General features: G+C 72.2%; 14 protein-coding genes and 3 tRNA genes. 5 read left to right on the plus strand and 12 right to left on the minus strand.

Features of this window, described 5'->3' with window-relative positions:
- Positions 1-269: 269 nt before the first annotated feature.
- The gene (locus ACZ6I1_RS34485) at positions 270-1,322 is read left to right on the plus strand and encodes an adenosine deaminase (protein WP_469293024.1); all 1,053 of its coding nucleotides are present in this window, start codon (positions 270-272) and stop codon (positions 1,320-1,322) included.
- Here the strand turns inward: ACZ6I1_RS34485 and ACZ6I1_RS34490 are convergent.
- From ACZ6I1_RS34490 to ACZ6I1_RS34535, 10 genes are all read right to left on the minus strand, one after another.
- Complete coding sequence (locus ACZ6I1_RS34490; protein WP_469293025.1) at positions 1,312-1,728, minus strand: hypothetical protein; 417 nt, start codon at positions 1,726-1,728, stop codon at positions 1,312-1,314. The genes ACZ6I1_RS34485 and ACZ6I1_RS34490 overlap by 11 nt on opposite strands.
- 16 nt (positions 1,729-1,744) lie before the next feature.
- Positions 1,745-2,860, minus strand: coding sequence for a UDP-N-acetylmuramate dehydrogenase (locus ACZ6I1_RS34495; RefSeq protein ID WP_469293040.1), 1,116 nt, complete (start codon positions 2,858-2,860; stop codon positions 1,745-1,747).
- On the minus strand, positions 2,857-3,255 hold the full coding sequence (locus ACZ6I1_RS34500; RefSeq protein WP_469293027.1) for a DUF3291 domain-containing protein: 399 nt from the start codon (positions 3,253-3,255) through the stop codon (positions 2,857-2,859). Before ACZ6I1_RS34500 ends, ACZ6I1_RS34495 begins: the two co-directional genes overlap by 4 nt.
- Positions 3,256-3,317: 62 nt before the next feature.
- The gene (locus tag ACZ6I1_RS34505) at positions 3,318-4,715 is read right to left on the minus strand and encodes an MFS transporter (RefSeq protein ID WP_469293042.1); all 1,398 of its coding nucleotides are present in this window, start codon (positions 4,713-4,715) and stop codon (positions 3,318-3,320) included.
- Positions 4,716-4,893: 178 nt separating this feature from the next.
- Positions 4,894-5,463, minus strand: a complete 570-nt coding sequence (locus ACZ6I1_RS34510; protein WP_469293029.1) for a TetR/AcrR family transcriptional regulator — start codon at positions 5,461-5,463, stop codon at positions 4,894-4,896.
- 138 nt (positions 5,464-5,601) lie between these two features.
- Entirely contained in the window at positions 5,602-6,030 is a 429-nt protein-coding gene (locus tag ACZ6I1_RS34515; RefSeq protein ID WP_469293030.1) for a MaoC family dehydratase, read from the minus strand.
- A 1-nt stretch (position 6,031) separates the two neighbouring features.
- Positions 6,032-6,484 carry an FAS1-like dehydratase domain-containing protein gene (locus ACZ6I1_RS34520; RefSeq protein ID WP_469293032.1) on the minus strand — a complete coding sequence of 151 codons (453 nt, stop codon included), beginning with the start codon at positions 6,482-6,484 and terminating at the stop codon, positions 6,032-6,034.
- Between the two features lie 115 nt (positions 6,485-6,599).
- A complete protein-coding gene (gene rpmG / locus ACZ6I1_RS34525) occupies positions 6,600-6,764 on the minus strand; it encodes a 50S ribosomal protein L33 (RefSeq protein WP_003956487.1) in 165 nt (54 codons plus the stop codon).
- Positions 6,765-6,852: 88 nt separating this feature from the next.
- Positions 6,853-6,925, minus strand: a tRNA-Met gene (locus ACZ6I1_RS34530).
- A 48-nt stretch (positions 6,926-6,973) separates the two neighbouring features.
- Positions 6,974-7,046: transfer RNA gene (locus ACZ6I1_RS34535), tRNA-Thr, on the minus strand.
- A 357-nt stretch (positions 7,047-7,403) separates the two neighbouring features.
- On the opposite strand from ACZ6I1_RS34535, the gene ACZ6I1_RS34540 reads away from it, so the two are divergent.
- Both ACZ6I1_RS34540 and ACZ6I1_RS34545 read left to right on the plus strand, forming a co-directional pair.
- Positions 7,404-8,816: an amidohydrolase family protein gene (locus ACZ6I1_RS34540; protein ID WP_469293034.1), complete on the plus strand. Its 1,413-nt coding sequence runs from the start codon at positions 7,404-7,406 to the stop codon at positions 8,814-8,816.
- A 53-nt stretch (positions 8,817-8,869) separates the two neighbouring features.
- A complete protein-coding gene (locus ACZ6I1_RS34545; RefSeq protein ID WP_469293035.1) occupies positions 8,870-9,526 on the plus strand; it encodes an SDR family oxidoreductase in 657 nt (218 codons plus the stop codon).
- Positions 9,527-9,549: 23 nt separating this feature from the next.
- On the opposite strand, the gene ACZ6I1_RS34550 is transcribed toward ACZ6I1_RS34545, so the two are convergent.
- Positions 9,550-9,972, minus strand: a complete 423-nt coding sequence (locus tag ACZ6I1_RS34550; RefSeq protein WP_469293037.1) for a DUF3574 domain-containing protein — start codon at positions 9,970-9,972, stop codon at positions 9,550-9,552.
- 47 nt (positions 9,973-10,019) lie between these two features.
- Between ACZ6I1_RS34550 and ACZ6I1_RS34555 the strand changes: the two genes are divergently transcribed.
- Positions 10,020-10,604, plus strand: a complete 585-nt coding sequence (locus ACZ6I1_RS34555) for a maleylpyruvate isomerase N-terminal domain-containing protein (RefSeq protein ID WP_469293039.1) — start codon at positions 10,020-10,022, stop codon at positions 10,602-10,604.
- Between the two features lie 492 nt (positions 10,605-11,096).
- Here the strand turns inward: ACZ6I1_RS34555 and ACZ6I1_RS34560 are convergent.
- Positions 11,097-11,178: transfer RNA gene (locus ACZ6I1_RS34560), tRNA-Tyr, on the minus strand.
- 199 nt (positions 11,179-11,377) lie between these two features.
- Here ACZ6I1_RS34560 and ACZ6I1_RS34565 point away from each other — a divergent pair.
- Positions 11,378-11,866 (plus strand): YajQ family cyclic di-GMP-binding protein, encoded by a 489-nt coding sequence (locus tag ACZ6I1_RS34565; protein ID WP_069924001.1) that lies wholly within the window; start codon positions 11,378-11,380, stop codon positions 11,864-11,866.
- Positions 11,867-11,985: the final 119 nt, after the last annotated feature.

The raw sequence follows: 11,985 nt of genomic DNA on the forward strand, positions 1-11,985 counted from the left end.
GTGCTGTAGCGAGGGTTTCGAGATCTGTCGTCACAAACAGATCAACGAGACCCTCGCTTCATGCGCCCGAGACTTCGGACTTACTCGTCTAGGCCTGTACGGGCCCGCGGCCACGCGCTGAGCGGCGGTTCCCCTCCCCGGGGGCCGCCGCTCAGGCGTTCGCGGACGGCCCCCGGCCAGGGGCCCTCCACCCCGCTCGGGCGTTCGGGCAAGCCCCCGATCGGTAAAACCCCCTCCCGCCGGGCGCAGCGGTGCGGCAGGATCACCAGATGCTGGCCCATTCAGCGGGGCACCCCCCGAACCCCCCGCACGCACGTGATCTGACGCTTCTGCCGAAGGCCCACCTCCACCTGCACTTCACCGGCTCGATGCGCCCGTCGACCCTGCTGGAGCTCGCCGACAAGTACGGCGTCCGGCTCCCGGACGCCCTGACGGCCGGCGAGCCGCCCAAGCTCCGGGCCACCGACGAGCGCGGCTGGTTCCGCTTCCAGCGGCTCTACGACGCCGCCCGTTCCTGCCTGCGCGAGCCGGACGACATCCGCCGCCTGGTCCGCGAGGCCGCGGAGGAGGACGTACGGGACGGCAGCGGCTGGCTGGAGATCCAGGTGGATCCCACGTCCTACGCGCCCCTCCTCGGCGGGATGATCCCGGCCGTCGAGATCATCCTGGACGCCGTCGACGCCGCGTCCCGCGAGACCGGGCTCGGGATGCGCGTCCTCATCGCCGCGAACCGGATGAAGCACCCCCTCGACGCCCGGACGCTGGCCCGCCTCGCCGTCCGCTACGCCGACCGCGGCATCGTCGGTTTCGGCCTGTCCAACGACGAGCGCCGCGGCATGGCCCGCGACTTCGACCGGGCCTTCGCCATCGCCCGCGAGGGCGGCCTCCTCGCCGCCCCGCACGGCGGCGAGCTCACCGGCCCGTCCTCGGTCCGCGACTGCCTCGACGATCTGCACGCCTCGCGCATCGGGCACGGCGTTCGGGCCGCCGAGGACCCCCGCCTGCTCAAGCGCCTCGCCGACCGGCAGATCACCTGCGAGGTCTGCCCGGCCTCCAACGTCGCCCTGGGGGTGTACGAGCGGCCGGAGGACGTGCCGCTGCGCACCCTCTTCGAGGCCGGGGTGCCGATGGCGCTGGGCGCCGACGACCCGCTCCTCTTCGGGTCCCGGCTGGCCGCCCAGTACGAGATCGCGCGCCGCCACCACGCCTTCACGGACGCGGAGCTCGCCGAGCTGGCCCGGCAGTCGGTCCGCGGGTCGGCCGCGCCCGCCGACGTACAGGAGAAGCTGCTCGCCGGAATCGACCACTGGCTCACCGCGTGAGCCGCAGGTCCCCCTCGTAGCAGTCGGCCCGCACCCGGTGGCCGTCCTGGAAGCCGATCTCCAGGTGGGTGCGGCCCTGCTCGGGCACGGCGAACTCGGCGACGGAGGTGACCGTCTCGCCGAGGTGGCGCAGGAAGGGGTGGTCGCCGAGGTCCTCGCCGACCTCGATCCGGCCCCACTCCCCCATGTCGTACGGCTCGTGGGGTGCGGCGGACTCGACGATGAGGCACTGGTCGGACCCGGTGGTGATGCGGATGGAGTCGCCGGCGCTGTCGATCAGCCAGACGTCCAGAGGGGCCTCGGAGCGCTCGCCGTCGCTGATGTGCCAGGACGCGACGACTCTGCTGAGCGTGCGGCCCACGAGGCGGGTGGGGTCCGTACCGGCCCCGTGCAGGGGACAGAGCATGGGCGGCCGGGACTCCTCAGATGCTGACGCCGACCGTCACCGGCTCGTTGACCAGGGTGACGCCGAAGGCCTCGTGGACGCCCGCGACGACCTCGCGGGCCAGGGCGAGGAGGTCCTCGGTGGTGGCCTCGCCGCGGTTGGTGAGGGCGAGCGTGTGCTTGGTGGAGATGCGGGCGGGGCCGGTGCCGTAGCCCTTGGTGAAGCCGGCCTTGTCGATCAGCCAGGCCGCGCTGGTCTTCGTACGGCCGTCGCCCGCGGGGTAGGCGGGCGGGGCGGTGTCGGGGCCGAGGCGGTCCTGGACGCGGGCGAGGAAGGCGGCGTAGGCCTCGTCGGTCAGGATCGGGTTGTGGAAGAAGGAGCCGGCCGACCAAGTGTCGTGGTCGGCGGGGTCGAGCACCATGCCCTTGCCCGCGCGCAGGCGCAGTACGGTCTCGCGGGCGGTGGCGGCCGGGACCCGGTCTCCGGCCTCGACGCCCAGGGCGCGGGCGGTCTCGGGGTACTTGATCGGCGCGGACAGTCCGCCCGCGTCCTCCAGGGCGAAGCGCACGCGCAGGACGACGTAGCGGTCGGGCTGGTCCTTGAAGGTGCTGTTGCGGTAGCGGAAGGCGCATTCGGCGGCGCTGAGCGTGACGGTCTCGCCGGTGGTGCGGTCGTAGGCGACGACCTCGGTGATGGTGTCGCAGACTTCCTGGCCGTACGCACCGACGTTCTGGATCGGGGTGGCGCCCGCGGAGCCGGGAATTCCGGCGAGGCATTCGATCCCGGCGAGGCCGGCCTCGACGGTGCGGGCGACGGCATCGCTCCAGTTCTCGCCCGCGGCCAGCTCCAGGGTGGTGCCGTCGAGGGTGAAGCCGGTGGTCGCGATGAGCAGGGCGGTGCCGTCGAAGCCGCGGTCCCCGATGACCAGGTTGCTGCCGCCGCCGATGACCAGGAGCGGGGTGCCGCTCTCGTCCGCGGCCCGGACGGCGGCGATCACCTCGGCGTCGGTGGTCGCGGTCACGAGGCGGGCGGCGGGGCCACCGAGGCGGAAGGTGGTCAGCGGGGCGAGGGGGGCGTCGTGGAGTTCCTGCACGTGGACAAGAGTACGGTCCGTGCCCCTCGCCTCCCGGCGGGGCCACGGACCGTGGCTCAGGATGCGGCCTGCTGCTCGGCCAGACGGCGCTCCGCCTCGGCCCAGCCGATGGGGAGCTCGCAGGCCTTAGCGGTCCAGAAGGTGAAGGCCGACTCCTTCATGAACGCGGCGGCGGCCCGGGAGCTGGAGCGGTGCGGCTCGCTGCGGGCGAACCGGTGGAGCGCGTCGCGGTCCTCCCAGGCGGAGAGGGTGAGGAAGGTGCGGCTGAAGACGCGGGCGCGGAGGGCGACGCCGTGCGCGCCGGGGGCCTTGCGGATCTGGCCGATGATGCCGGGGGACCTGAGGAAGAACCGGAAGGCACCGGCGAGGGTGGAGGTCTCGAAGCGGGAGGCCATGACGTAGACCTCGGCGTCGGGGGCTGCCGGTACGGGAGTCGACCACGGGATGTCGGGCATGACGGGCACTCCTTGACGGTGACGTGGGGGGGTGGGGTGGGTGGGTCGGTGTGGGGGCGGACTCAGCCGGCTACCGGTACCTTCTGCGGCTCGGCGGCGGCCGTTGCGCCAGGGGCGGGAGCGCGGGAGGGTTGCGGCCTGGCCGGCAGCAGCAGGGCGCATGCGGCGGCCAGTGCGACCGCGGCGCCGCCGATCCACAGGGCCGGGACGGTGCCCTCGGTGAAGGCCTGCGGGGACTGGTAGCCGCCCTGGGCGGAGAAGACGGAGGCGAGGACGGCGACGCCGAGGGCTCCGCCGACCTCGCGCAGGGCGGTGTTGGTGCCGGAGGCCTTGCCCTGGTCGGCGGGGGCCACGGTGGACATCAGGACGCTGGAGGCGGGGGCGAAGTACAGGCCCATGCCGATGCCGCTGAGGATCAGCGCCGGCAGCTGGGCGGCGTACGAGACGTCCGCGCTCAGGATCATCGCGAACCAGCCGAGCCCGAGGGCCTGGAGCGCGAGTCCGGCGGCGATGACGGGGCGGCCGCCGATCCGGTCGGAGAGGATGCCCGAGATCGGCGCGACGATCATCGGCATGCCGGTGCAGGGGAGCATGCGCAGGCCGGCCTCGGTGGGCGAGTAGCCGGCGACGCCCTGGAGGAACTGGCTGAGCAGGAAGATCGAGCCGAACTTGCCCAGGAACATCAGCAGGCCGGCGAGGTTGATCCCCAGGAAGCCCCGGTTCCGGAACAGCCGCATGGGGAGCATGGGGTTCTCGCTGCGGATGCCGTGGTGGACGAAGCCGCCGACGAGCGCGGTTCCGGCGATCAGGCCGGTGAGCACCGGGGCGCTGGTCCAGCCTTCGGCATGGGCGTTGACCAGGGCGTAGACGATGCCGAAGAGGCCACCGCTGATGAGCAGGGTGCCCGGGAGATCGAGGCGGGACCCGGGGGCGGTGGATTCGGCGAGGCGCAGGCGGGCGAGCGGGATCAGGGCCAGGCCTATCGGGACGTTCAGCCAGAAGATCCACTGCCAGGAGATGTGCTCGGTGAGGCTGCCGCCGATGAGGGGGCCGCTGGCCACGGCGAGGCCGGTGACGGCTCCGTAGATGCCGAGGGCCATGCCGCGGCGGGCGGGCGGGACGGCGGCGGTGAGCAGGGTCAGGGTGAGCGGCATCATGATCGCGGCGCCGACGCCCTGGACGGCGCGGGCGGCGATGAGCGCGTCGATGCCGGGCGAGAGGGCGGCCGCGGCGGAGGCGCCGGTGAAGACCGCGAGGCCGGCGACGAACAGCCGGCGGCGCCCGAAGCGGTCACCGAGGGCGGCGCCGAACATGAGGAGGACGGCGAAGGTGAGCGTGTACGCGTTCACCGTCCACTCCAGGTCCTCCAGCCGGCCGCCGAGGTCCTCGCGGATGGCGGGCAGGGCGGTGGTGACGACGAGGTTGTCGAGGGCGGCCATGAAGCCGGCGGTGCCGGTCAGGACGAGGGCCCAGACGGCGGGCCCGCGGAGCCTGGTGTCCGTGGCGGTGTCGGTGTGGGTGGCGGTGTCCGTGTTGGTGGCTTGCGTGGTCACGATCCCCCCTGAGGGTGTTAGTTATTGATGACTAACTTTCGTGCGCATGAGTGAACCGCCGCCGCCGGAGGGGCGGCGGGGCCCCTCACTTCTCCAGGCGGCCCTTGGTGCGGGCCGTGGGGTACAGCCCCTCCCAGACGCGGTGCTCGGGCGGGAAGCCCATGGCGGCGAGGGTGTTGATCAGCATTCCGTAGGCCATGAAGGTCGTGGTCTCGCCCACGTCCCCGCCGAACGGCACGCGGATCGTGTCCCAGAGTTCCATCCACCCCTTCCGGACGAGCTCGCCGAGCTCGTGGTCCCCGGCCGCCTCGGCCGCGGCGACGGTGACGTACATCTGGAGCTGCATCTGGAGCTTGTCCGGGTCCTCGGCGATGAGCCGGGTGTAGGCGTTGGCCATGGCCTGCGTGGCCTCTTCGCCGTGCAGCCCCTCGCCGGCGGCCGCGAAGACCTCACGGGTCTCCCGCAGGCAGCGCTCGGCGGCGGCGAGGAAGATGGCGGACTTGTTCGGGAAGAGCCGGAAGAGGTACGGCTGCGAGACGCCCACCCGCTTGGCGATCGCCTCGGTGGAGGTCCCGTAGTAGCCGCCCCGGGCGAACTCGTGGACCGCCGCCCGAATGACGCTCTCGCGTCGCTCCTCCGCACTCATCCTTGGCATACATCCAAGTTAGTGCTCAATCACTAACTACGCAAGGGGTGGGCCGACGGGCCGGAAATGCGCGGGGTGGGGGTGGGGGTGGGGGTGGGGGGGCGGGGGCCCACTCCCGCGGATCCCCCGCCCTCGCCCCCGCCCGCGTTACGCGAGTTCCACTACCGCGCGGGACATGCCCAAAACCTTCTGGCCCGCGCTCATCGCCGTCAGGTCGACCCGGACGCGGTTGTCCTCCAGCTTGGCCGCGACCTTGGCCGTGACCTCGATCAGGCCGCCCTGGTCGTCGTTCGGGACCACGACCGGCTTGGTGAAGCGCACGCCGTACTCGACCACCGCGCCCGGGTCGCCGACCCAGTCGGTGACCACGCGGATCGCCTCGGCCATGGTGAACATGCCGTGCGCGATCACGTCCGGCAGTCCGACCTCCTTGGCGAACTTCTCGTTCCAGTGGATCGGGTTGAAGTCGCCCGAGGCGCCCGCGTAACGGACCAGCGTGGCGCGCGTCACGGGGAAGGACGCCGCCGGCAGCTCGGTGCCGACCTCGACGTCCGCGTACTGGATCTGCGCTGCCATGTCAGGCCTCCTCGGGGGCGCGGGAGACGAGCTTCGTCCACGCCGTCACCACGTGCTCGCCGGTCTCGTCGTGGACCTCGCCGCGGATGTCGATGATGTCGTTGCCCGCGAGGGACTTCACGGCCTCGATGGTCGAGGTCACGGAGAGCCGGTCACCGGCCCGCACGGGGCGGGAGTACGCGAACTTCTGGTCGCCGTGCACGACGCGGCTGTAGTCCAGCCCCAGCTGCGGGTCGTCGACGACCTGGCCGGCCGCCGCGAAAGTGATCGCAAACACAAAAGTCGGCGGGGCGATCACATCGGGGTAGCCGTGCGCCTTGGCGGCTTCGGGGTCGGTGTAGACGGGATTGTCGTCACCCACGGCGACCGCGAATTCGCGGATCTTCTCCCGGCCGACCTCGTACGGATCGGTGGGGGGGTAACTCCGCCCCACGAAGGACTGGTCGAGAGCCATGCCTCACTACCTCCTGATGAAGGGACACGAAAGACGAGCGGAAACGACACGAGGCCGCCCCCCAAAGAAGGGGACGACCTCATGACGGTGCCTGTTATTCGAGACTTCGCTGGGGTCAGCGGGTCTCGCGGTGCGCGGTGTGCGAGTTGCAGCGCGGGCAGTGCTTCTTCATCTCAAGTCGGTCCGGGTTGTTACGCCGGTTCTTCTTGGTGATGTAGTTCCGCTCCTTGCACTCCACGCAGGCCAGCGTGATCTTCGGGCGGACGTCGGTGGCAGCCACGTGAGTGCTCCTTGACGGACTATGGGACGGATGAACGCATAAAAGAGTAGCCGATCGGGAGACCGACCCCGCAATCGGCTACTGTGTGTAGCGGCGACCGGACTTGAACCGGTGACACAGCGATTATGAGCCGCTTGCTCTACCGACTGAGCTACGCCGCTTTGATGTGATCAGCTCCCCACCCGAGGGTGGGGAACCTCTCTCACCAGAGCCCCAATGCGGAATCGAACCGCAGACCTTCTCCTTACCATGGAGACGCTCTACCGACTGAGCTATTGGGGCGAGCGATGAAGACATTACACGGTTGCCCGCCGATCGCCCAAATCCTTTGCGGGGACCGGGCTCCGAGGGGGTTCGGATGTGTTTCTTGATCAGCTCACCGAGACCCCAACGCCCACTTGGGGCCCGGATTGTGTCCGGGCTCACACGTCATCACCCGCGTACGAGGCCGCGCCGGGCCGGCGGGACCGACGGGGCGCGCGCCCGTGCGCCGCGGCGCACGGGCACCACACCGGTACGACTATTGCGCTCTTCCCCGAAGCGGGGTGCGCCGCGCCCTAGGCTCTGAGCACGCTGCGTGATCTTGGGCCGCGGGCCGCGGCCACGGCCCAGGACCGCCCGAGCCACCGCAGGAGCGCGATGTCCGACAGCCAGCCGCAGCAGCCGTTCCACTCCCCGCGCAGCGGCCGCGGCGAGGGCGGAGGACACGGACCCGCACACGGCCCTTCCCAGAGCCCCCCGCACGGCACCTCCCGCGGCCGCAGCCACATCCCGGACCACGACGACCGCCAGGGCCGTCCCGCCGGCTGCTCCGCCGGCCCTTCCCTCGGACAGGGCCACGCGGCCACCGCCGAGCCCACCGGCCTGCTCCTCGCGGGGGCGCGCCTCACCGACGGCCGGACCGTCGACGTCCGGCTCGGCGGCGGCCGGATCCAGGCCGTCGGCACCGCGGGCAGCCTCCCCGCGCCCGCCCTGTCCCGGGTGGACCTCGGCGGGTACCTCCTGCTGCCCGCGCCCGCCGAGCCCCACGCCCACGGCGACACCGCCCTGACGGCCGACGCCGAGGGCCCGGTCTCGTACACCCCCGACGAGGTCCAGCGCCGGGCCACCGAAGCCGCCCTGCTCCAGCTCGGCCACGGGGCCACCGCCGTGCGCTCGCACGTCCGGATCGGCGACATGCACGGTCTCGGCCCCATGGAGGCCGTGCTCCAGGCCCGCCGCTCGCTGCGCGGGCTCACCGACCTGACCACCGTGGCCGTACCGCGGCTGCTGACCGGGGTGGCCGGAGCCGACGGGCTCGCCATGCTGCGCGACGCGGTCAAGATGGGGGCCTCCGTGATCGGCGGCTGCCCCGACCTCGACCCCGACCCCACCGGCTTCCTCGAAGCCGTCCTGGAACTCGCCGACGAGCACGGCTGCCCGGTGGACCTGCACACGGACGGTGACGATCCCGGCCGCCTGGCCCGGCTCGCCGCGATGGCCGGCGGGCTGCGCCCCGGGGTGAGCATCGGCCCCTGCGGCGGCCTCGCCCGGCTCCCCCTGGACGTGGCGACCCGCGCCGCCGACCAGCTCGCCGCCGCCGGGGTACGCGTGACCTGCCTGCCCCAGGGCGACTGCGCGGCCCTGGAGCGCCGCGGACTGCGCACCGCCCCCGTGCGCCTGCTGCGGGCCGCCGGGGTGCGGGTCACGGCCGGCAGCGGGGCCCTGCGGGACGCCGGGAACCCGGTCGGCCGCGGCGACCCCCTGGAGGCCGCGTACCTGCTGGCCTCCCAGGGCGGGCTGCGGCCGGGCGAGGCCTACGAGTCGGTCAGCGCCGCCGCCCGGGAGGCCATGGGTCTGCCGGAGGTCCGGGTGGAGGCCGGTTTCCCGGCGGAGCTGCTTGCCGTGCGCGGCGACCGGATCGCGGGCGTGCTGTCCCTCGCGTACAGCCGGATCGTGATCCACCTGGGCCGGGTGGTAGCCCGTACGAGTGCCGTACGGGAGTACTGCGACTCGGCCGTCGCGGTGGCCCTGGACCTGCCCCGGCAGGGCCGTACGGAGCCCGGCCCGTGAAGTGGGCCGGGCTTTCGCGGGCGCCGCGGCCCGGCTCGTCGTACGGTCGGGACATGCGCATCGTCATCGCGGGTGGACACGGTCAGATCGCGCTGCGGCTGGAGCGACTGCTCGCCGCGCGCGGGTACGAGGTCGCGGGGATCATCCGCGACCCGGCGCAGGGCAACGACCTCAGGGAGGCGGGCGCCGAACCGGTGCTGTGCGATCTGGAGTCGGCCACGGTGGAGCACGTCGCGGGCATCCTGCAGGGCGCGGAGGTGGCCGTGTTCGCCGCGGGGGCGGGCCCGGGCAGCGGGATCGCGCGCAAGGACACCGTGGACCGGGGCGCGGCGGTGCTGTTCACCGACGCTGCCGAACGGGCCGGTGTCCGGCGCTTCCTGATGGTGTCTTCGATGGGCGCGGACGCCCGGCACGAGGGCGACGAGGTGTTCGACGCCTACCTCCGGGCGAAGGGCGAGGCCGACGACCACGTCCGCACCCGGCTGGGCCTGGAGTGGACGATCCTGCGGCCCGGCTCGCTGGTCGACGACGCGGGAACGGGCCTGGTCCGCCTCGTGGTGCAGGCGGGCGGCGGGTCCGTCCCGCGCGACGACGTGGCGGCGGTGCTCGCCGAGCTGATCGAGACCCCCGCGACGGCGGGCCTGACCCTGGAGCTGACCTCCGGTTCGACCCCCGTCGCGGTGGCGGTCAAGGATGTGGCGGGCAATTGACAGGGCGTTGAACCGACCGGGCCTCAGAACTCGGCGGTCAGCTTGTCGTCGGAGCGTCCGACCGAGTCCTGCTGGTACTGGTCCTCGTACGCCTGGCGGATCCGCTCGATGCGCCCGCTGCGCTCGCCGGCCTCCTTCTCGGGGTACAGCAGCACCACCTCGTACGAGGACTCGCGGACGACCTTGCCGTCCTGCCCGCGCCACTGCCCGTACCCGTCGTGGACGGTCAGGCCCTCGGGGAAGGCCGGGGTGATCTCGCGGTCCAGGAACCGCATGAACTCGTGCTTCCCGACGGCGCCGTGGCCGTCGGAGCGCTCGGTGCCGAAGTACAGCCGGGTCTCCTGGTAGGGCTGCCCCACGTCCGTGTGGAGCGCCGCCCCGACCAGGGCCGGAATCCCGGCGCCGAGCAGGGCGATGAGCACCCCGCCGCCTACTTTCCCCCGCATGTCAGATGTCCATTTCACGCAAGGTGAACGAACAGGAGTCTCCGACGATGCGGTTGATGACGGGCGCGGACGTCGAACGGGCGGCAGCCGCGGCGGTGGCGGCCCTCGGCCCGCACGGCGGCCTGGACTGGGGGGTGCCGGCCGGTTCCCTCGAATGGTCCTGTTGGACGACCGCGGCCCACATCGCGCACGACCTGACCGCCTACGCGGCGCAGGTGGCCTCCCGGGCGCGGTCGGCCTACCTGCCGCTGGACCTGCGGGTGCGACCGGGCACTCCCCCGGCCGAGGTGCTGACGGTGGTGTCGGCGAGCGCCCGTCTGCTCAGCACGGCGGTCACGGCCGCCGACCCGTCGGACCGGGCCTGGCACTGGGGCCCCTGCGATCCGGGGGGCTTCGCGGCGATGGGTGTGGCGGAGCTGCTGCTCCACACCTATGACATCGCCCAGGGCCTGGGCCTCCCCTGGCTGCCGCCGTCCGACCTGGCGGCCCCGGTACTGGCCCGCCTGTTTCCGGACACCCCGCCGGGTCCGCCGACGGAAGCCCTGCTCTGGTCCGCGGGCCGCCTCGCCCTCCCCGACCGCCCCCGCCGCACGTCCTGGTCCTGGCAGGCGGCCCTCACGGGGAACCACTGAGCCCGCACGAAGGACCCGCGCGTCCGCCGCGGTCACGGCGGCGCCGCTTGGAGGATCCGCCGAACAGGCCATCACCCGGTGTCAAGACCCGAACCTTCGCGGCATGACGCCCACCCCCCGGCCGGGAGCTACTTGGGACATCAGTCACCACGGGGTCGACATGCGTCGGCGCCATCCCGGACGGAGAAGTTCCCATGCGACGCCGACCCCCTCACCCCCGACGCCCAACCTGCCCAACAGGCCCAACCTGCCCGGGGGCCACATGTGCGGTGGCGTCACCTGCCAGTCCGGACGACGCGCGGCGGTCTGGTCCACAAGAGCGGTTACGGCGCCGCGGCAGAGGCGCGGAACGAGGTTCTCGACCCGCACGATCACGCATCCAAGTCGGCTAGACATCGGCTAGGCAGCCGTATGAACCGCCCGGTCGCTGTCAGAAGAACGAGAAAGCCCCCCTGGTCTGCGTTTCCGCAGATCAGGAGGGCTTACTTCGCGTGGCGGCGCCAGGGTTCGAACCTGGGTAGGCTGAGCCGGCAGATTTACAGTCTGCTCCCTTTGGCCACTCGGGCACACCGCCATGATCGCTGCCATTATTTCCGCCTTTCGGCGGCGCTCCCTGGCAACGACGTAAACGATACCTGATGAGCGGGGGTGCTTCGCCACCGGATTGATCAGCGCCGCCGGTGGGTGCGATGGCTAGGCTTTGCCGCGCGGGCCGGGGATGTCCCGCCGTGCCCTCCGGGGCGATCGCAACCGACTTCAAGGAGCCACAGCACATGGCCGACTCCAGTTTCGACATCGTCTCGAAGGTCGAGCGGCAGGAGGTCGACAACGCCCTCAACCAGGCCGCCAAGGAACTGTCGCAGCGCTACGACTTCAAGGGCACCGGCGCCACCATCGCCTGGTCCGGCGACAAGATCCTCATGGAGGCGAACTCCGAGGAGCGCGTCAAGGCCGTCCTCGACGTCTTCGAGACCAAGCTGGTCAAGCGTGGAATCTCGCTCAAGGCGCTGGACGCCGGCGAGCCGCAGCTGTCCGGCAAGGAGTACAAGATCTTCGCCACGATCGAGGAAGGCATCTCCCAGGAGAACGCCAAGAAGGTCGCGAAGATCATCCGGGACGAGGGTCCCAAGGGCGTCAAGGCCCAGGTCCAGGGTGAGGAGCTGCGCGTCAGCTCCAAGAGCCGCGACGACCTCCAGGAGGTCCAGGCGCTGCTCAAGGGCAAGGACCTGGACTTCGCGATCCAGTTCGTGAACTACCGCTGACCCAGGTCCCCGACCTGTCCGCACGCCGGCCCGGGGGGGGGGGGGGGGGGGGGGGGGGGGGGGGGGGGGGGGGGGGGGGGGGTGTGGGGGGGGGGGGGGGGGGGGGAGGGGGGGGCCCT

This window comes from Streptomyces sp. NPDC046303, assembly GCF_055588085.1.